Annotated in this window: 17 protein-coding genes and 2 pseudogenes; 7 read left to right on the forward strand and 12 right to left on the reverse strand. The window is 34.4% G+C overall.

The annotated features are described in order from the left end of the window. From RMO83_RS01405 to RMO83_RS01415, 3 genes and pseudogenes are all read left to right on the forward strand, one after another. Positions 1 to 360: AraC family transcriptional regulator (locus RMO83_RS01405; protein WP_310557881.1), on the forward strand; the 360-nt coding region annotated here is incomplete at its 5' end. Positions 361 to 438: 78 nt separating this feature from the next. After that, the gene (locus RMO83_RS01410) at positions 439 to 2,970 is read left to right on the forward strand and encodes a heavy metal translocating P-type ATPase (RefSeq protein ID WP_310557882.1); all 2,532 of its coding nucleotides are present in this window, start codon (positions 439 to 441) and stop codon (positions 2,968 to 2,970) included. Between the two features lie 3 nt (positions 2,971 to 2,973). Beyond that, positions 2,974 to 5,586: pseudogene (locus RMO83_RS01415) on the forward strand (multicopper oxidase domain-containing protein). Positions 5,587 to 5,667: 81 nt separating this feature from the next. Here the strand turns inward: RMO83_RS01415 and RMO83_RS01420 are convergent. The 4 genes from RMO83_RS01420 to RMO83_RS01435 all read right to left on the reverse strand — a co-directional run bounded on the left by RMO83_RS01420 (position 5,668) and on the right by RMO83_RS01435 (position 10,736). Beyond that, complete coding sequence (locus RMO83_RS01420) at positions 5,668 to 6,126, reverse strand: FKBP-type peptidyl-prolyl cis-trans isomerase (protein WP_310557883.1); 459 nt, start codon at positions 6,124 to 6,126, stop codon at positions 5,668 to 5,670. A 1,434-nt stretch (positions 6,127 to 7,560) separates the two neighbouring features. Further along, entirely contained in the window at positions 7,561 to 9,423 is a 1,863-nt protein-coding gene (locus tag RMO83_RS01425; protein ID WP_310557884.1) for an ABC-F family ATP-binding cassette domain-containing protein, read from the reverse strand. Between the two features lie 80 nt (positions 9,424 to 9,503). Continuing rightward, a complete protein-coding gene (locus tag RMO83_RS01430) occupies positions 9,504 to 10,454 on the reverse strand; it encodes a T9SS C-terminal target domain-containing protein (RefSeq protein ID WP_310557885.1) in 951 nt (316 codons plus the stop codon). Positions 10,455 to 10,547: 93 nt separating this feature from the next. Beyond that, the gene (locus tag RMO83_RS01435; protein ID WP_310557886.1) at positions 10,548 to 10,736 is read right to left on the reverse strand and encodes a hypothetical protein; all 189 of its coding nucleotides are present in this window, start codon (positions 10,734 to 10,736) and stop codon (positions 10,548 to 10,550) included. Positions 10,737 to 10,813: 77 nt separating this feature from the next. Here RMO83_RS01435 and RMO83_RS01440 point away from each other — a divergent pair, with 77 nt between their 5' ends. Then, the gene (locus RMO83_RS01440; protein WP_310557887.1) at positions 10,814 to 11,197 is read left to right on the forward strand and encodes a nucleoside triphosphate pyrophosphohydrolase family protein; all 384 of its coding nucleotides are present in this window, start codon (positions 10,814 to 10,816) and stop codon (positions 11,195 to 11,197) included. Positions 11,198 to 11,318: 121 nt separating this feature from the next. On the opposite strand, the gene RMO83_RS01445 is transcribed toward RMO83_RS01440, so the two are convergent. Then, positions 11,319 to 12,386, reverse strand: a complete 1,068-nt coding sequence (locus RMO83_RS01445) for a branched-chain amino acid aminotransferase (RefSeq protein WP_310557888.1) — start codon at positions 12,384 to 12,386, stop codon at positions 11,319 to 11,321. 279 nt (positions 12,387 to 12,665) lie between these two features. On the opposite strand from RMO83_RS01445, the pseudogene mnmD reads away from it, so the two are divergent. Together mnmD and RMO83_RS01455 are read left to right on the forward strand one after the other, a co-directional pair. Then, positions 12,666 to 13,328 (forward strand): annotated as a pseudogene (mnmD, locus tag RMO83_RS01450) (tRNA (5-methylaminomethyl-2-thiouridine)(34)-methyltransferase MnmD). Between the two features lie 137 nt (positions 13,329 to 13,465). Then, a complete protein-coding gene (locus RMO83_RS01455; RefSeq protein ID WP_310557889.1) occupies positions 13,466 to 13,663 on the forward strand; it encodes a hypothetical protein in 198 nt (65 codons plus the stop codon). A 32-nt stretch (positions 13,664 to 13,695) separates the two neighbouring features. On the opposite strand, the gene RMO83_RS01460 is transcribed toward RMO83_RS01455, so the two are convergent. After that, positions 13,696 to 14,637 (reverse strand): LysR substrate-binding domain-containing protein, encoded by a 942-nt coding sequence (locus RMO83_RS01460; protein WP_310557890.1) that lies wholly within the window; start codon positions 14,635 to 14,637, stop codon positions 13,696 to 13,698. Between the two features lie 189 nt (positions 14,638 to 14,826). Between RMO83_RS01460 and can the strand changes: the two genes are divergently transcribed. Further along, a complete protein-coding gene (gene can, locus RMO83_RS01465) occupies positions 14,827 to 15,462 on the forward strand; it encodes a carbonate dehydratase (RefSeq protein WP_310557891.1) in 636 nt (211 codons plus the stop codon). Positions 15,463 to 15,568: 106 nt separating this feature from the next. On the opposite strand, the gene RMO83_RS01470 is transcribed toward can, so the two are convergent. From RMO83_RS01470 to RMO83_RS01495, 6 genes are all read right to left on the reverse strand, one after another. Then, positions 15,569 to 16,786 (reverse strand): LETM1-related biofilm-associated protein, encoded by a 1,218-nt coding sequence (locus tag RMO83_RS01470; protein WP_310557892.1) that lies wholly within the window; start codon positions 16,784 to 16,786, stop codon positions 15,569 to 15,571. 217 nt (positions 16,787 to 17,003) lie between these two features. Further along, complete coding sequence (locus RMO83_RS01475) at positions 17,004 to 17,531, reverse strand: superoxide dismutase family protein (protein ID WP_310557893.1); 528 nt, start codon at positions 17,529 to 17,531, stop codon at positions 17,004 to 17,006. Positions 17,532 to 17,829: 298 nt separating this feature from the next. Further along, on the reverse strand, positions 17,830 to 18,675 hold the full coding sequence (locus RMO83_RS01480; protein WP_310557894.1) for a DUF2911 domain-containing protein: 846 nt from the start codon (positions 18,673 to 18,675) through the stop codon (positions 17,830 to 17,832). Between the two features lie 73 nt (positions 18,676 to 18,748). After that, positions 18,749 to 19,402 (reverse strand): HAD family hydrolase, encoded by a 654-nt coding sequence (locus RMO83_RS01485; protein WP_310557895.1) that lies wholly within the window; start codon positions 19,400 to 19,402, stop codon positions 18,749 to 18,751. A gap of 85 nt (positions 19,403 to 19,487) precedes the next feature. Beyond that, a complete protein-coding gene (locus tag RMO83_RS01490; RefSeq protein ID WP_310557896.1) occupies positions 19,488 to 20,015 on the reverse strand; it encodes an HAD-IIIA family hydrolase in 528 nt (175 codons plus the stop codon). Further along, positions 19,999 to 20,760 carry a DUF2520 domain-containing protein gene (locus RMO83_RS01495; RefSeq protein ID WP_310557897.1) on the reverse strand — a complete coding sequence of 254 codons (762 nt, stop codon included), beginning with the start codon at positions 20,758 to 20,760 and terminating at the stop codon, positions 19,999 to 20,001. The genes RMO83_RS01490 and RMO83_RS01495 overlap by 17 nt, the downstream gene beginning before the upstream one ends. Positions 20,761 to 20,863 lie beyond the last annotated feature (103 nt).

Raw genomic sequence — 20,863 nt, forward strand, 5'->3', positions numbered from 1 at the left:
AAAATTATCGATAAGATTAAAACACTGATTATTGATTTGGTTCAGAATAAAAACAACGATTTAAAAAGTAATTTATCCAATTATCTTTCACAAGAACTGCATCAGGACTATAATACTTTGAGCAATTTATTTTCCGAAGTAGAAAATACTACTATAGAGAAGTATTTCATCAATCAAAAAATTGAAAAAGTAAAAGAGTTAATTATTTACGATGAACTCTCATTAAGTGAAATTGCTTATTCTTTAAATTACAGTACAGTTTCCCATTTGAGCAATCAATTCAAAAAAGTAACTGGCTTTTCGCCAACCTACTTCAAGAAGATAAAAACCATCAAAAGGAAGCAAATAGAAGATTTATAAATTTTGTATATCAAACCCAAAATTGTGCAAATGCAAAAAACGGTTATGATAGAAATTTGTATTAAAATTAGATAAAAGATGACACATACTTATACGATTACCGGAATGTTCTGCAATGGTTGCCGCACCAAAGTCGAAAAAGCCCTGAATACCATTGATGGAGTGGAAGCCAAGGTTTCATTAGATCCGCCAATGGCAACTATTAAGATGGAAAAACAGGTTTCTCTTTTTAAATTTCAAAAAGTTTTATACGAAGCTGGAAAATATACCATAACCGAAACTGATACTATTCCTACCAAAACAAAAACGGATGACGCACCAGTAGTAAAATCTTGTTGCGGTGGTAAATCAAATCACGATACCGTTATTGTACCTAAAAGTGCTGCGGGAAAATACTATTGCCCAATGCATTGTGAAGGCGAAAAAGTCTATAATAAAGCGGGCGATTGTCCCGTTTGTGGAATGGATTTAGTCAAAGCGCCTGATTTGACGGCTAGCAAAACGATGTACACTTGCCCGATGCATCCCGAAGTTATCAAAGATAGTCCAGGTTCGTGTCCGATATGCGGAATGGATTTAGTGCCTATGAATCCGAGTGATACTGAGGACCAAAAGACCTATAAAGATTTAGTCAAGAAAATGAAAATTGCTGTAGTTTTTACAGTTCCAATTTTCGCTATTGCAATGATAGAAATGGCACATAACAATCCGTTACTGCAACTAATGGATGCTTCAAAATGGAATTGGGTGCAATTACTATTATCGCTTCCAGTCGTTTTTTATGCTGGTTGGATATTCTTTGTACGTGCTTGGAAATCGATCATTACTTGGAATTTAAATATGTTTACCCTTATCGGAATTGGTACAGGAGTTGCATTTTTATTTAGTTTAGTCGGAATGTTTTTTCCTGATATTTTCCCCATTGAATTTAAAACCGAACAAGGAACTGTACTACTATACTTCGAAGCAACATCAGTTATTCTGACTTTAGTTTTATTAGGTCAACTATTAGAAGCCAAAGCGCACAGTCAAACCAGTGGAGCAATCAAGGAATTATTAAAATTAGCACCAACCGAAGCCACTTTGGTTATTGATGGAAAAGACAAAGTAATCTCCATTCACGACATCAAGAAAGATGATTTATTGCGTGTAAAACCAGGAGATAAAATTCCGGTGGATGGAAAAATAACTGATGGCGAAAGTACCATTGATGAATCAATGATTTCTGGAGAACCCATTCCTGTTGATAAAACGATGGGCGATAGCGTTATTGCCGGAACTATAAACGGCAACAAATCCTTTGTGATGATTGCCGAAAAAGTGGGTTCAGAAACCTTGCTTTCGCAGATTGTACAAATGGTTAATGATGCCTCTCGTTCACGAGCACCAATTCAGAAACTAGCCGATAGCATTGCCAAATATTTTGTACCAACGGTTGTTTTAGTTTCAGCACTTACTTTTTTTATATGGGCAAAGTTTGGTCCAGAACCCGCATTGGTTTATGGTTTTATCAACGCCATTGCCGTTTTGATTATTGCGTGTCCTTGTGCTTTGGGATTGGCAACACCAATGTCGGTTATGGTTGGAGTAGGTAAGGGTGCACAATCGGGAGTTTTGATAAAAAATGCCGAAGCCCTGGAAAATATGAACAAAGTGAATGTTTTAATTACTGACAAAACAGGAACCATCACCGAAGGAAAACCATCCGTTGATCAACTTTTTTCTTCCAATAATGAGGAAGCTATTTTATTGCAAAACATTGCTTCCTTGAACCAATACAGCGAACATCCTTTGGCGCAAGCCGTAGTCCATTATGCCAAATCAAAAGAGGTTTCATTAATCGAAGTCAAAGATTTTGAAGCTGTTGCCGGAAAAGGAGTAATTGGAACAGTTGGAAAAAAGAAAGTAGCTTTGGGAAATAAAAAACTAATGGAACAAGTCAAAGCTACTGTTTCTGATGATTTAGAAACTAAAATTATAGCCGAACAAAAACTAGGAAAAACAGTTTCCTATATTTCCGTTGATGGAATTTCCGTAGGTTTTGTGTCGATTTCTGATAAAATAAAACCGACAAGTGTTGCTGCCATCAAGGAATTAATGGAGCAAGGAATTGAGGTAATTATGATTACTGGCGATAATGAAAATACCGCAAAAGCGGTTGCTAGCGAATTGCATTTGACTAGTTTTATTGCTAACAGTCTACCTGAAGACAAACTGAACGAAATCAAACGACTACAAGCCCAAGGAAAAATTGTAGCAATGGCAGGTGACGGAATTAATGACGCTCCGGCATTGGCGCAAGCCGACATCGGAATTGCGATGGGAACAGGAACGGATGTGGCGATTGAAAGTGCCAAAATAACTTTGGTTAAAGGCGATTTGCAAGGTATTGTGAAAGCTAAAAATTTAAGCCAAGCTGTGATGGGAAACATCAAACAAAATTTATTCTTTGCTTTCTTTTACAATGTGTTGGGAGTTCCCATAGCAGCGGGAGTTTTATATCCGTTTTTTGGGATTTTATTATCTCCGATGATTGCCGCTTTAGCTATGTCATTTAGTTCGGTCTCCGTAATTGTAAATGCATTGCGATTGCGAAATTTAAAACTTTAAAAAATGAAAGCCAAAATAGGATATATATTAGTATTTCTAAGCATACTAAACTTTACAACTGCGCAAGTGAAAACCAAAGAACCAACGTTTTATACTTGCGTAATGCATCCACAAATTCACGAAAGTAAACCTGGAAATTGTCCCATTTGCGGAATGACTTTGGTCAAAGAAAAATCAAAAATTACAAAAAAAGTTGTTGTAAAAAAACCAATCGCAATCAAAAAAGTAATTTCTGAAACCAATAAAGAAGTTCCTGAAACTAAAAAGGAAACTACTAATTTACCGATTCAAAAATCGGTTTTAGAAAACAAGGTAAAACCAAAAACTATTTCAAAAATCGTTCGTTACGATTTATACGTTCGCGATACAATCGTAACTTTTGGCGACAAACCGAAACGAGCCATTGCAGTAAACGGGCAAATCCCAATGCCAACGCTAACCTTTACCGAAGGCGATATTGCCGAAATTTATGTACACAACGAGTTAAAAGAAAGTACCTCATTGCATTGGCACGGATTGATGTTACCCAATAAAGAAGATGGCGTTCCTAATTTAACCCAAATGCCAATTGAACCCAACACCACGCACAAATATACGTTCCCAATTATCCAAAACGGAACGCATTGGTACCATAGCCATTCAGGATTGCAAGAACAAATCGGAATGTACGGTTCATTTATAATGAATAAAAGAGATGAGGACAAAATCTTTAGAATAGAAATTGACGATTTGCCAACAATCCCAGTAATTCTGAGCGAATGGACCGATGTCAACCCAAATAATGTACACCGAATGTTGCATTACGCAACCGATTGGTTCGCCATTCAAAAAGGGACGACCCAAAGTTATGCCGAAGCAATCCAACAAGGACATTTTAAAACCAAAGTTACCAACGAATGGAAACGAATGAACGCAATGGACGTGAGCGATGTTTATTACAATAAATTCTTAATCAACGGAAAAAACGAAAGCCAACTTACTACCCTCTCCTTTGGAGAGGGGTTGGGGGTGAGGAAATTAAAAGGTGGCGACAAAGTGCGTTTACGAATATCAAACGCAGGCGCATCAACCTACTTTTGGCTAACCTATGCCGGCGGAAAAATTACCGTAGTTGCCAATGATGGAAACGATGTCGAACCTGTAGAAGTCGACAGATTGCTCATTGCTGTTTCCGAAACCTACGATGTAATTGTAACCATTCCTGCCGACGAAACTTCGTATGAATTTCTGGCAACTTCCGAAGACCGAACAAAATCTGCATCATTATATTTAGGAGAAGGCATCAAACAATTGACTTCGCCACTTCCAAAATTAAAATATTTTGAAGGAATGAAAATGATGAACGGAATGATGAAAATGAATGGCGATTTAGACGATATGGGAATGAGTATGTCCTAAAATCAAATGGATATGAATGTAGTAATGTATCCCGAAATTACTGGAGATGAGAAGAAAGAGAATATAGAAAACGGAGAAGAAAAAATAGAAGAAGAAGGTAAAGAGAAAATGGATCATTCTAAACATAATATGAATGATATGAAAATGCCTGTCCGTTCGTCAGGCGGAATGGAAGAACAATACAACAGTAATACACTTTCGGATATTGTAACTCTAAATTACGCAATGTTGAAATCGCCATTTAAAACAACACTTCCAAAAGACGCACCAGTTAAAGAATTACGATTTGAATTGTCTGGAAATATGAACCGCTACGTTTGGAGTTTAGACAACAAAGTAGTTTCTGAAACGGATAAAATCCTAATCAAAAAAGGTGAAAATGTACGCATCACCATCTATAACGGTTCAATGATGCGTCACCCAATGCACTTACACGGACACGATTTTAGAGTTTTGAATGGTCAAGGAGATTATTCGCCGCTCAAAAACATTATCGACATTATGCCAATGGAAACCGATGTTTTAGAATTTAATGCTAATGTTGAGGGCGATTGGTTTTTTCATTGTCATATTTTGTACCATATGATGGCAGGAATGGGCAGGGTTTTTACTTATGAAAATCAAGCGCCAAATCCATTGATTCCAAATCCAAAATTAGCACAACGGAAATTATTTGCCGAAGATCGAAAATTTCATCTTATGGCAGAAAACGATTTTGCAACCAATGGAAACGATGGTCTGGCAATGTTGAGTAACACCCGTTGGAGTATTGGCACCGAATGGCGTTTGGGATATAATGACCATCACGGCTACGAAACCGAAACACATATTGGTCGATACATTGGCAAAATGCAATGGATTATGCCCTTTATAGGTTTCGATTGGCGGTACCGAAAAATGCAAGCTGGCGAAAACGAAAAAAACCTTTTCGGGCAAGGAAGTACTAAAGACGAACGTTCTGTTTTTAGTGCAGGATTAGAATATACATTGCCAATGCTCATAAAAGCACAAGCCGAAGTGTATACCGATGGTAATTTCAGATTGCAATTGGAACGAATGGATATTCCCGTTTCTAAAAGAGTAAGAATGGATTTGATGTGGAATACCGATAAAGAATATATGGCAGGTTTACGCTATATTATCAAAAGAAATTTTAGCATTAGAACGCATTACGACAGCGATATGGGATTGGGTTTTGGAGTGAATTTGAATTACTAACTCTTTGCTCTTTGTAGTCGGGAGACTTCTTACAACGGTTTTGCAGCGGTTTTTTTAGTGCTGTTTTGAAGCAAAGCGCTCTTAATTTACTGAAATTAATTTCACATCAAATAGTAGGACTGAACCTCCAGGAATTGAACCATTTGAACTTCTTCCATATCCTAAATGCGAGGGTATCAACAACATTCCGTTTCCGCCTGCATTAAAATAGGGTATTCCTTCTGTCCAGCCTTTTATCACTTGGTTCAAACCAAAGAAAATCCCCGCTGCACTACTTTGATCGAAAACACCTCCGTTTGTGAAATACCCTTTGTAAGCCACGGTTACATTAGATGTTGCAGTAGGTTTTGCTCCCGTGCCCTGTTCGTCAATGATGTAATACAAACCAGTGGCGCTTCTTTGAGCCGTTAAATTGTTTTTGGCAAGATAGTCTTTGATTTCTTGCTCGTTTTTAGCAGTATAATCCTTTGCCGAACTATTATCTTTAGTACAAGAAATAAAAAGGGTCAAGAAAAGAAGGGCGGATAAAAAGTTTTTCATTTGAAATATGATTTTTTTGAAGGGCAAATATAGTAAAAATTGTTAGGTATGAAGCCAAGAATGGTTGGTGTTATAATTAATGGAACCAGACGGAAGGATTGTTGTGCTAGCGGGTACACAAGCATGACGCTTGCCCCAGTTTGGGGAAATATAAAAATTAACCAAAAAAATGACAGTCTTTAATCAAGTCTAAAAGTAATATTGAAGTAATAAAAGTAGATAACATAACAACTAGTGTAAAGATCACGTCAAAAATATTATCCATATCAGGAAACATATTATACATTGCACGAAAATGCTTTTTTCTAAATCTCATAGAAATCAAATCAATAATTGTGGTAAAAATTATAACGAACACAGGAAAAAGTAAGCCTGCGTTTTCTATTTTAAATCCAATACTTGCGCAAAAAATACTAGCGACGATATTCGGATATAAATATTTCTTTTCGTAAAAAATTTGAGACGGGAATTTCCACCACAAAATATAAAAAATATAAGCTAAAGAAATTAGAAAAATAGAAAGTTGTAAACTAATCATGTCATGCTTGAATTTATATTTTCTAACGGTTTTTTTAATACAACTGGTGTGGGGGGTTGCGCACCCAACGAAAATCTAACTGCTATTTGAAGGCCTTCTTTGATATTGATAGAAATATGTTATACGATAAAAGCGACGCAATAATACTGCAAAGAACTATTAATCTATAATTAATGTTTGAATGATGATATCGATAAGTATTTCCCATATTGATTGTCGTAGTATATTTTATAATTTCTGATTCAATAAAACAAGAAATAAAATAATATAGGAAAAAGAAAATTGAAAAAACTGCAATAGTAAAGAATGGATTTCGATTTAGTTTCTGTCTTTTATTAATTATGAATATTCCTAAAGGAATTAAAGTTAGAATAAAACCAAAATCTGGAACAAAAAATCTAAATTGCTTTGCGCCATAAAATTCAAGATTGTAATCCGCAATATTTGAAATAAGTGTTCTAGTCATACTTCGATATTCAATATCATAAAACAATCCAATTAAAAAAAAAGAGATCATAAAAAAAATAGAATAATTGAGTTTTTCATTTTCATTTGTGATTTTTTGCACGATTGTGAATAGGCTTTCATATAACTACTATATTCGCTAGAACAAATCTTACTATATAGAGGACAAATCAGACAGTGGATCTAAGGTTTTGTTTCGTTTTGTCGAACACCAAATATATTAATCTTTTCTTACAAAGCACAAAAAGGTTTTTATTAAAAAAAACAACCCCAACATTTTTAGCATTACAACTAAAAGTGTTTGGGGTTCATTATTTTTTATTATACAAAGATTCTCAAAGGCTACTCTAAGATTCACTAAGATGAAAAGGTTGAAAAAACTTGGAGATACTTTGTGTCTTTTCTTTGCGAATCTTCGTGAAATAAAGCTATTACCCTTCTATTTTGGCAGAAAGTTCAAACCATCGTTCTTCTTTCTCTTCCATTTTAGAAATGATGTTTTTCAGTTCGTTGGCTTTCTTTTCGATTGCGGATTCTTCTATTTTTCCATCGGAGAAAAGTTGTTCGATTTTGGCTTTTTCAATTTCCAAATCCTTGATTTCTCGTTCTATTTTCTGGAATTCTTTTTGCTCATTGAAGGTTAGGTTTCCAGTTGGATTGTTTTGTTTCCAGTCTTTCTTTTCGGCTTTGTTGTCCTCTTTTTGGCTCACATCGGCACTGTCTTCATAAGATCTAAAATCAGAATAGTTGCCGGGGAAGGTTTCAATCTCACCCTGACCTCTGAAAACAAATAATTGATCCACGATTTTATCCATAAAGTAACGGTCGTGCGACACGACAAGCAAACAACCGGGATAGTCCATCAAGAAACTTTCCAATACATTTAATGTCACAATATCCAAATCATTCGTAGGTTCATCCAGAATCAGGAAGTTCGGGTTTTGGATTAAAACGGTACACAAATACAGTCGTTTCAACTCGCCACCGCTAAGTTTTTCGACATAATCGTATTGTTTTTTGGAGTCAAAAAGAAAACGCTCCAACAATTGCGAAGCCGAAATCAATCGGCCTTTGGTCAACGGAATAAATTCTCCGTATTCCTTGATGACATCAATCACGCGTTGTCCCGGCTTTGGGTTGATACCGCTTTGGGTGTAATAGCCAATTTTGATAGTGTCACCAACGACCACTTTTCCAGAATCTAAGGGTAAAGTTCCGGTCAGCAAATTCAGGAAAGTCGATTTTCCGGTTCCATTTTTTCCAATGATGCCAATGCGTTCGCCACGTTGAAAATCAAAACTGAAATTATCCAAAATAACGTGGTCTTTGAATTTTTTGGAAATCTTGTGCAGCTCGATAATCTTGCTTCCCATTCGCTCCATATTGATTTCGAGTTCCACTTTATTCTCCCTACGGCGACTTTGTGCTTTTTCCTTGATTACATAAAAATCATCCTGACGCGATTTCGATTTGGTGGTTCTTGCTTTCGGTTGGCGTCGCATCCATTCCAGCTCTTTGGTGAACAAGTTTTGAGCTTTATCGACACTCGAATTTTCGGAAGCAATTCTTTCTTCTTTTTTCTCTAAATAATAGGAATAATTTCCTTTGTATTGGTAGATTTTCCCGTTGTCTAATTCGATTATTTCGTTGCAAACCCGTTCCAAGAAGAAACGGTCGTGCGTCACCATAAACAAGGTAATATTTTCTTTGGCAAAATAACTTTCGAGCCATTCGATCATCTCTAAATCCAAGTGATTCGTAGGTTCATCCAGAATTAACAAATCGGGACGATTAATCAAAATGATGGCTAATGACAAGCGTTTTTTCTGTCCACCCGAAAGGTTTTTGACTTTCAGTTTGAAGTCTTCTAATTTCAATTTGAACAAAATTTGCTTGAATTGAGTTTCAAAATCCCAAGCATTGTGTTGGTCCATTCCGTCGAAAGCTTTTTGGTAGGCATCTTCGTCTTCAGGGTTTTCCAATGCTTTTTCGTAGGCTTCAATCACCTTCAAACTCTCGTTATCCGATGCAAAAATGCTTTCCTCAATCGTCAATTCGTCTTGCAATTTATTGTCTTGCGAAAGGAAAGCCATTCGGATGCTTTTGCGAAGCACGACTTGTCCTGTGTCGGGTTCGTCAAAACCATTGATGATGTTCATAATGGTGGTTTTTCCCGAACCGTTTTTGGCTATAAAAGCAATTTTTTGGTCTTTGTTGATTCCGAAAGATATGTTTTCAAAAAGGGTTCTTTCACCGAAAGATTTAGAGATATTTTCGACAGATAAGTAATTCACAAGTGTAGTTTTTTTGCAAAAGTACGCTATTATAACAGTAATTACGAATTGTTTGTTTTGTAATTAATGCTGATTTAAAATTAGAGTTTTAGATAGGTGCTTAAATCAAAAGTGTGAATTTGTTGGGGATTATTGATAATTGGTTTTTTTATAATTGATTCATTGGAAACAAAAAACTGATTACCGTTCAGAGTAGTGATTCCTTCTATTTGATGGTAATTCAACGAAAAATTAATTCTACGTTGATTAGCAACTTCAAAATCGAAATTTTTTAAATCGTAAATTATGTACAGAAAAGTTTGAAAATTTTTGGTGTAGCCACAAAAAACTATTTCATTATTTGGAGTTAGCGTTGCGCCAGTAACCAATCCTTCAACGTTTAGTGTTTCTTTAAACTTTGCGATGTGATTTCCTGGAAATTTTGGAAGCGTATAAACACCACTTTTGTTTTCGCTCCATTGTTTGGTAAACAAATAAATACTGTCTTTTGAAACAATAAATGCTTCACAGTCAAAATTAGTAGTATTCGACTTTTGGCTACTAAAATCCGTTTGATTTGAATACGAAAATGAAATGGAGTCTATGACAGGTTTGTTCAATAAAAAAGATTTTTTTTCAATTCGTAGAATATGCAAATTAGTTCGATTGCCTCTATAGTTATTTCCAAAATCGCCAACATAAATGTAGCTGCTGTCTTGTGAAATTTCTTCCCAGTCGTTATTTTTTACATTTTCGAGCTTGATTTTCTTTTGAATTTTCCCGTTCAAATCTAATCCGTAAATAGTGGTGTCGTGATCGTCGTTGTGTGTCCACAATAAATTGTCGAAGGCCATCAAACCCGATGTTTCCTTTAGACTATCGCTTAGCTTTAGTAAAGTTAATGGTTTTATTTTTGTAGTTTCATACAAGCAACTTCCGTCATTATTGATAGCTGTTGGATTGAAGTTTTTAGCAAGCGAATCGGTACAGCCCGAGATTTGGCTATAACTCGCATTAATTATCAATAGAAATACAACAATTGATTTTTTCATCACACTTGACAAAGTAAAAGTTCATTCGGTTTGGTGCGAATGTTTTTTAAAAGGCATTTACCCACACACTTTCTAATGACGTTACCTTCTTTTTTATCTTTTGAAGAATATTTTAATCACAAACAAAAGCACGATGAAAAGGGCAAACCCAATCAAAATTTTGAAATTTCCTTTGTAGAACATTTGGTGCAATTTGGCGTCTTTTCGATAGGAATAAATCATGGCAATGATAAAAACGAGTACAAAAAAACCTGCGAACAGCATTTGACCTTGACTAAACATAGTATTTTTTTTGGCAAATTTAGGGATTTGTTTAGTAAAAGTTACTAATTTGCCAACTCATTTAAGTAAATAAAAATATGCAAAAACAAATCAACGCAGTCAAAGAGTTTCATACCGCTTTCAAAATTGGTCACAGTGAAAATCCAAGAGCCGATTTGGGCGAAACTAAAAACACACTTCGTTACAATCTAATGAAAGAAGAAAATGAGGAATACCTGGAAGCGGTTCAGAATAATGATTTAGTCGAAATTGCTGATGCTTTGGGTGATATGATGTACATTCTCTGTGGAACCATTATAGAACACGGTTTGCAACATAAAATTGAAGAAGTTTTCGACGAAATTCAGCGTTCTAATATGAGTAAATTAGGCGAAGATGGACAACCCATTTATCGCGAAGACGGTAAAGTGATGAAAGGTCCCAATTATTTCAAACCCGATTTCTCGAAAATACTGAAGTAGTGTTCAGTGTTCCTATTTTTAATATTCAGTCAGTACAAGAAAGAGCGATTTTCAATTTTTGAAAATCGCTCTTTCTTTTTTAATTTTAAACACAAATTACTAACAAACTGACCACTGCAATCTAAACTTTCACTGTCCAACCAAAAGTATCTTCTGCGAGTTTGTGTTGAATGTTGGTCAAAGTATCTTTCAATTGTAATGCGATTGAATTTTCTATTTTTGGCAATTCATAATACACATCTTGATACGAGAATCCAATAATTGGGTTAACAACAGCGGCTGTTCCAGCACCAAAAATTTCTTTCAAACTACCATTTTTGGCACCTTCAACTAATTCTGAAACCAAAACTGGACGAACTTCCACATTGATTCCTTCGCGTTTTGCCAAATCGATTAAGCTTTTTCTAGTTACACCATCAAGGATTCTTTCGCTAGTTGGCGCGGTATATAAAGTATCGTTAATTCTAAAAAACACATTCATTGTTCCAGCTTCTTCTAACTTGGTGTGCGTGGCATCATCGGTCCAAATCACTTGTTGAAATCCTGCTTTGTTAGCTAAATTGGTTGGATAAAACTGTGCAGCATAATTTCCAGCTGCTTTCGCAGCTCCAATTCCGCCATTGGCAGCTCTACTAAAATGTTCCGCAATCAACACTTTTACTTCACCTGAATAGTATGCTTTTGCAGGCGATAAAAGAATCATAAATTTATAGTCATCAGACGGATTGGCAATTACTCCAGGGCCTGTAGCAATCATAAAAGGTCTGATGTACATCGTGTTACCTTTTCCTTTTTGAATCCAAGCTTCGTCTAATTGTAATAATTGATGTAAACCTTCCATAAAGATTTCTTCTGGGACTTCTGGCATTGCCATTCTTGTTGCAGATTTATTAAAACGGTGGTAATTTTCATCAGGTCTAAACAACCAGATGTCGTCATTATCATCTTTATAGGCTTTCATACCTTCAAAAATAGCTTGTCCGTAATGAAAAACTTTTGCTGAAGGATCTAGTAAAAAAGGAGCGTAAGGTTTGATGATTGGTTTTTGCCACTCACCATTTTTGAAATCACATTCAAATAAATGATCTGTAAAAATTTCACCAAAATGTAAATTATCAAAATCAACATCCTTTATTTTTGAAGTTGCGGCTTTTATGATTTCAATCTTGTTGGTTTGCGTTGTGCTCATAATTATTTTATTCAATTTATACTATTTTTAGAAAGGACAGATAGTTCTTGACGGACACTCTGTTTGCAAAATTACGTAAAAATCGCCATATTACTTATCAAAAAAAGAGTATTTATGACAATTAAATGAGATTTATTTATATTGAAAAAAAATCTGAAAATGTAGAGTTGAATTTGTGGAATATCTAACAAATTAGAAACATTCTTGGTAATACATAAATGGTATTTAAGTAAATTTGGCTTTTTAAACCCTCAATTAAAACTAAACCCCACAATTATTTTGAAAAGAAATATAATTCAAACTCGTGACGGCTCTACCACAATCCATATCGAGGAATGGGATGAGTGTTATCATTCTCGGTTTGGCGCCATCCAGGAAGCGCAACACGTTTTTATAAAAAAAGGACTTTAGTTGTTTGAAAATGAGTCGGTTTCTATTTTAGAAATTGGATTTGGAACGGGTTTGAATGCTTTTATCACTTTTTTAGAATACCCGAAGTTCAATCAAAATATAAATTACGTGGGTGTCGAAGCGTATCAAGTTTCTATTGAAGAAGCGGCATCAATGAATTATGTAGCCGAATTAAATGCTGAAAATCAAAGGTCGATCTTTGAAAAATTGCATCAATGCAACTGGGAAGACGCTACTATTTTGCATGAAGATTTTGTTTTTACAAAACGAAAGCAATTTTTTGCCGATATCGATGATATTGAAAAATATGACTTGATTTATTTTGATGCTTTTGGTTATGATTTGCAACCCGAATTGTGGAGTTCGTCAATTTTCAAAAAAATGTTTGATGCTCTCAAAGATAAGGGTGTATTAGTGACTTATGCTGCTCGTGGAGTAATCAAAAGTAATATGATTGCAGCAGGTTTTACTGTTGAAAAGCACGAAGGAGCACCTGGAAAAAGAGAAATGTTTCGGGCAATAAAAGTCTAAATTTTACTTATTAATAGTGCTATTTTTACATAATAATGAATCATCATAATTTGATGTTAATTTTTACATTCGGCTCAAATAATTTTATATTTTTACTAAGCATTTCAATCATTTCTAACCATTAAACCATTCTAATTATGTCGAAAGTTATGTTTGATTATACTAAATCTGTACTAGAAAGAGTAAGTTTTGATGTTACACTATTTTGCAAAGAGTTAGAAAAAGCAATAAAATCTTTGTTACCTCACGAAATGGAATTGTTGCGAGAGTGGTTATTGGATTTTATTATCGAAAAACCAGAATTAAAACAAAGCTTGCTTATTATCAATAAATGAATGTTTAGGCTGATTTAAAAGATCAGCCTTTTTTATTTCTTTGAAATAGGGCTTATTATTTGAACATTTTGAAACGCAATTGCTCCTTTTACAACCCCAGAAATAGTGTTTCTAAGCGCATCAATAATGTGTATTTTCAATTCACTTTTTGGATAAATTAGGCTCACTTCTCTAGCTGGTTTGGGTTCTTTAAATTGTCTTAATTTTAATTTGTCTTTATCGTTTAAATTCAAAGTATGTAAGTAAGGTAGCAGCGTGGTTCCTAATCCTTCGTCGGCCAATTTTATTAGAGTTTCAAAACTACCGCTTTCTAATTGAAATGAATTTTTGCCTATCAGCCCTTGATTTTTACATAAATTCAGAACTCCGTCTCTAAAACAATGTCCGTCTTGTAACAATAAAATTTCATCCAGATTTAAATCGGAAATTTCGATTTCGGTTTTCTGATAAATGGCATTATTTTCAGGTACATACGCTACAAATGGCTCATAATACAATACAATTTCCTTAATTTTTTGGTCTTCTAGTGGTGTTGCTGCAATAGCCGCATCGAGATGACCATTTTTCAATCGAGTTATAATTTCATTGGTATTCAACTCTTCGATGATGAGTTTTATTTTTGGATATTTTTTGATAAAATTATTCAAAAACATCGGTAAAAGCGTTGGCATAATCGTTGGAATTATCCCAATTCGAAATTCGCCACCGATGAAACCTTTTTGAAATTCAACAATATCTTTTATTTTCCCCGCTTCATTAACAATGTTTTTGGCTTGTTCTACGATTTTTTGTCCAATAGCTGTCAACTGAATGGGTTTTTTGCTTCTGTCAAAAATCAAAATATTGAGTTCTTCTTCTATTTTATGAATTTGCATACTCAAAGTGGGTTGTGTGACGAAACATTTTTCGGCGGCAAGCGTAAAGTTTTTATGTTCGGCTACAGCCAAAACATATTGTAGTTGAGTAATTGTCATAGTATAGTATTTTATGATGCAAATATAAAAACAATCAATTTAATTTATAGTAAAAGACCTTTGTTATTTTCTGATTTTATTTAAATTATGTTGATTGCGGACAATCAAAAAACGATTAATCATATTCAAAGTATTCAGCTTTAAATTGATTAAATTTGATTATTTTTGGAAAAACAAATAGTAATTTTAATGAGTGATTTCTACGAGAGTATATTAGAAAGAAATAAAAAATGGGTCGAAGAGTCGTTGGCACTTGATCCAAATTACTTTCAAGATCTTGCCAAAGGTCAATCTCCACCTTTACTTTGGATCGGTTGTTCGGATAGTAGAGTTCCAGCCAATGAAATTATTGGTGCAAAACCTGGCGAAACATTTGTACATCGAAATATTGCCAATATGGTCATTCATTCTGATATGAATATGTTGAGTGTTTTAGATTACGCGGTAAATGTTTTGAAGGTTAAACACGTTTTGGTTTGCGGTCATTATGGTTGTGGAGGTATCAAAGCGGCTATGAATAACGATTCAGTGGGAATCATTGACAACTGGATTCGACACATTAAGGACGTTTATCGTTTTTATCAAGTTGAATTAGATGCCATCGAGGATGAGAATGAACGTTTTAATAAATTTGTCGAATTGAATGTAAAGGAAGGAGTGTATGATTTAGCTAAAACCTCGATTGTGCAATCAGCTTGGAAAAAAGGGCAAGAACTGTATCTTCACGGTTGGGTTTACGGATTAAATTCTGGATATGTCACAGATTTAAATGTTAATTTTAGCAGTGATAAAGATTTATCTGATGTGTATCAATTGAAGTTTTAGATGGACAAATTTGGAATATCGGAACAAAGTTATATTTATTCTAATCAAAGATTAATTTACTAGTGAAAGTTTAATTTAATGGCTTTCTTATTTCATAAATTCTCTTTTATGAATCTTCGTTTTCTAGATTTTCATTAAAGGACGAAGGTAAAAGAGTTGGTATAAATTTAATAAAAATGGGTAGTAATAAACTACCGCCAGGCAAAAGGAATATGGCCAGAGACGGAATGGTTTTACAAATATCTAACAACTGTTTTCTAACCTTCTTTTTTTCCTTTTCACTCAAATCTCTTCGTGTCGAATAGGCTAGTAATACCATCAATTCTCGGCTTTCAAGAATTTCCTTAACCAATCTGTTTTTGTTGCGGGTAATTAGTTTTACAACGGTTTCTGTGGTGTGATTATAAAAATGTTTGACTGGATTAGAGTAATTAAAATAGGGGATTTCATTCTTGAACTTGCTGATGAATTCGTTTGTTTTTTCTATACTTTCAGCAACAAAATCATCTGGAACATCAATTAATTCAGCTAATTTGTATAAAAAATAGGCTTCATTTTTTTCGATAATTCCATCGCTCCACAATGCCATTCCTGCAATATCTACCAGATATTGTTTCTCTAGGATATAGGTAAAATAATCTAATTGTAATTCATCCATTCCGAAATTTTGAGACTGCACATTTACTTTCGAAAATTTGCTATAACGAACCGATGTTTCAAAAAGTTTGATCAGTAAATCGTCATATTTCGATTTTGTTGATTTTGTTTTCAATGCCAGCGATACAATACTGATAATGGCTTCTTCTATTTTTTTTAAATATTTTTCTGGAATTTCTCTGTGAATTAAATATTGGCGAAAAGCCAAAACATCTATAAATAACAAGGCATTGGTAACAATATGCGAAAAGTTTTTGTTGATGACATCAATATTGGTTTGAACCCGACTATCTATAATTTTTTCCAAAGCGATTGATATCGTGTCTTCTGGCATTATTTTTTTGAATAACCTAAAACCTTGAGGATTCATTTTGTTGTAAAAGTCTACTGCTTCCGAAACAAAGTTTTCCGGACTGCTATCTTGATTGCTTACTTCATAAATGCCATACAGCGTATTGAGCAGCGCGAGTTTTGAAATTTCATTTTGAAGCCAGCCTTTGGTGTCTATTGAAAATGAGGTGTCAAAAGAAACGATGTGTCCATAGATAAAACCGGTTTCCCTAACTTTTTTGTAAAACAAATTGGGTTGTCTTTCTGCTGGAAACAAAGAGGATTTATGTTTCAGAAAAAATTTGTCTATCCAACCGGATGCTGATGGGTTAATCATTACTTCGTTTTGAATTGCAAAGCTATGATTTTTTGACGTTTTGAAATTAATTTATAGTTAAAAAAACTTCTTGTGTTTTATGCAAGTTAGTTTTTAATTAATTTATAATTTCCTTTTTCCTATTCAAATCGCTAGTTAGACCTCATAGGTTCTAGAAACCTGTAAGGTCTGTATTGAAAACTAAAAGTTAAAAAAAGGAATACTTTATTCGAAATACTTATTTTATAATTGCCGAGCAAGCAACTCTAGCTCCTGCATTTCCTGAGGGTTGAGAGATAAAGTCATCGGCACCTTGATGCACGATTAATCCTTTTCCAAGAATATTTTTGGTTGCATCTTCGCAACCAATACACCATTCATCAGTAGTTAAAGTGATAGTTCCGTTTCCTTTTTCGTCGGCTATAAAATTGCCAATATCACCTCGGTGATATTCTCCAATGCCCCATCGTCCGTGTTTTTTGAACGTTGGATTCCAATGTCCTCCAGCCGAACTACCGTCAGCAGCCGTGCAATCTGATTTTTCATGAATGTGGATGGCGTGAACACCAGGTTTTAATCCCGCTATTTTGGCAACAAAAGTTACGTTGCCATTTTTTTCTTTAAACGTGGCCGTTCCTGTTACAGCGCTGTTGCTTTTAGATTCGAATACGAGGTTTAAACTATTAGAATCACCAGAAGTACTTTTCGTTTTACAGCCTATGATTACAGCTATAATGATTACGATAGACCAGATTGCTTTTTTCATTTTATCTAAGTTAAATTTATTTATTATACAAAATTAATCATTAATCACGTATAAAAATTTATAATCATGATCTAATAACAACGATACCAAAATAAAACAAAACACATATAAAATAAACGAACATAATACTCTATATTATAATTCTAGAACAGTCGCTACTCAAAAGATTAGGGCCGATTTACTGTCTGACAACCAAAGATATTATTGGATTGAAAAATGATAAGATAAGTTATACAATAAACAATAAATCCTGTTTGAAAAGACCAAACAGGATTTATTGCTACAGTATTATTGCCAATTATTTTTTGCTCCACTCGGCAATACTATCCTTATTCATTTTTACATAATCTTGATTTTTTGCAGCTTCTGCGCTAGCAAGCGAGATTTTTGCTGTTGCAATAGCACCATTTTTATCACCTTGTTTGGCTTGAATCAACGATTTTAAACGGTTATACCAAAATGGCTTATCTGTATTCATTTCCAAGGCTTTATTAACATACGTCAACGCTTTTGTCAAATCTCCGTTAGACTGAAATAAATACTGAGCTGCAGAAAAATAATCGCCTGCACCTGGACCAGCCAAAACTTTATCAATACTTGCCATAGCAGTTTTTGCAGTAGGAACTTCAAACTTGAGTGCTACGATTGTTTTCTCCCAAGACAATTCTAAATGTGCAAAATTATTATCTATATTGTTGATTCCAATAGTAAAACTTTCGACAAATCGATCGATATGTTCGGATTTTACGGTTGTTTTCAAAGCTACTTTTGTGTCATCCCAAGTGTCAGGATTTCCCCAATTGTCTGTTAGTGTGTAGAATATGAACTCCCAATTATCAGCTTTTGGAGTAGTATATAACGCATATTTCCCTTTAGGTAGTGTTTTTCCATCAATGACTACATCGTCGCTAAAGGAAATAGTTGTATTTTCATTAGCACCAGTTCTCCATAATTTTCCAAAAGGAACCAGATTGTTGAATACATCTCTGCCTTTGGCACTTGGTCTAGAATAAACAATTTCCACAGTCGTCAAACCAACAATTTGTGTTAGTGTTGATTTCGGGCTCGGTTGCGGAGTTTTCACTTGAGCCTCAGTAACATAATTCGCAATAATCATTGCTAAAACAAGAATAATCTTTTTCATAGTTTTTAATTTAGATTTGCTCAAAATTACAAATTCAAGGATTTAAAAATGTTAAATATTACTTAATTTGAATTTAGTACTTTGATATTCTCTCAAAACTTAATTCCTCCAAATGATTCACCACCACATCTGCCAGTGATAAATCTTGTAGCTTAGAATTTTCGCTATTGTAACCAATGCAAAAAATACCAGCTGCTTTGGCAGCACTAATTCCATTGGTACTGTCTTCAATTACGATACAATTTTCTTTTGGTGCTATTGATAAACTTGCAGCATATTCAAAAATGGCTGGATGCGGTTTCGAGTTTGGAAAATCTTCTCCACTCACAATATTCGTGAAATATTGATGCAAATTAAATCGCGTGAAAACACGTTCAATAGTAACTTTAGACGCTGATGAAGCGAGTATCAACTGCATTCCGTTTCGATGTAAATCTTGGATTAATTGCTCGACACCTTCTATTAAATATAAATCTTCTTTACTGTCAAAAGCATCATTAAACAAAGTTCTTTTTCTTTGAATTAATTCTTCTACTTCGCTATCAATCGGGAATAATTGCTTTAATTTTTGAAACGTATTTCGGGTAGAATTCCCCATAAATGACGTAAACATATCTTTGGAAACTTCAATTTTTAATTCGGAAAAGTGTTGAAAATAGGCATAACTATGCACGGGTTCCGTATCAACGATTACGCCGTCCATATCAAAAATTACTGTTTGAATCATTTTTTAGATATTGGGTATTAGGTTTTGGGTATTAGGTTTTGTGCTGAATAGACTTAAAATCCAGATAACAATCGAGTGCTGAAAACTAATCCAGTTTGCCATCAAAATGAAGATTCCATTTTCCTTGCACTTTCATTACTTGTTCTATGACTTCGCGAACAGCTCCTTTTCCACCGTTTTTATGCGAAATATATTTTGATATGGCTTTGATTTCTGGACTCGCATCTTGTGGACAAGTTGGCAATCCAACTAATTTCATAACATGAAAATCAGGAATATCATCGCCCATATACAGTACTTGTTCAGATTGAATGTTGTAAAGTTCAATATATTCTTTATAGGTTTCAACTTTGTCAGGCGAGCCAAGATGAATGTCGGTAATGCCTAAATTTCGCAATCGTACGCGAACACCTTCGTTGCTTCCTCCCGAAATCACACACACATTATAACCGCTTTCTACAGCCGCTTTTAAAGCAAAGCCATCGCGAATATTCATTGTTCGTAGCATTTCGCCTTCATTGGTGACAAAAACTGAACCATCAGTAAGAACACCATCAATATCAAAAATGAAGGTCGTGATGTGGTTCATTATTTCTTTATAACTCTTTGCCATTATTTTGTATAGATTGGGTTAGTATTTTATAAATTGTTGCTTGATTTTCATTAGATAATAATTTCAAATGGGCTTCAATAGTTTTAGTGTCATTTCGTTTTGCAGGACCTGTTTGCGCTTCTTTGGGCGAAAGTGTCATTACCTTATTTGCCGTTTCTAAAATTAAGGGTTTTAAAATTTCAAACGGGACATTGTTTTCAATGCAAATTTCATTGCCCATTTGGTACAAATGATTCACAAAATTATTGACAAAAACGGCTGAAACGTGCAATACTTTTCGTTGTTGTGAATTGATTTTGAAAACAGCATTGGAAATAGAATCAGCCACATTTTTCAATAATTCAAAATCAGTTTCATTTTCACTTTCTAAACAAATGGGAATTTGACTAAAATCAACAGTTTTATTTTTAGTAAAAGTTTGAAGGGGATAAAATATGCCTTTTTTGTTTTTTTTGTCCAATCCATCCAGGGAAACACTTCCTGAAGTATGAACAACCAAACGATTTTCAAACGGAAGTTGCGAGGAAACGTTGGCAATCGCGTCATCTGAAACTGAAATGATGTATAAGTCGGCTTCAATTAAATCGTGGAAATTATCTGTAATTTTAAGAGCATCGAGTAGGGGAATTAGACTTTCTTTTTGCCTTGCAAACACTTGAATTACCTCCGCAGTTGCGCTTTTGGCGAAAGCCTTAATCAAATGATGAGCCACGTTTCCGGAACCTATAAGCACTACTTTAATCATTTGTCAAAATTAATGAAAAAAAAGAAATGGCAATACAATAGAAGTGAATTGATTTATAAATAAAAAGCTGTCAAATATGAAGTTTTTTTAAGTATCACTGCCT

This window comes from Flavobacterium sp., assembly GCF_031423415.1.
GTDB lineage: Bacteria > Bacteroidota > Bacteroidia > Flavobacteriales > Flavobacteriaceae > Flavobacterium.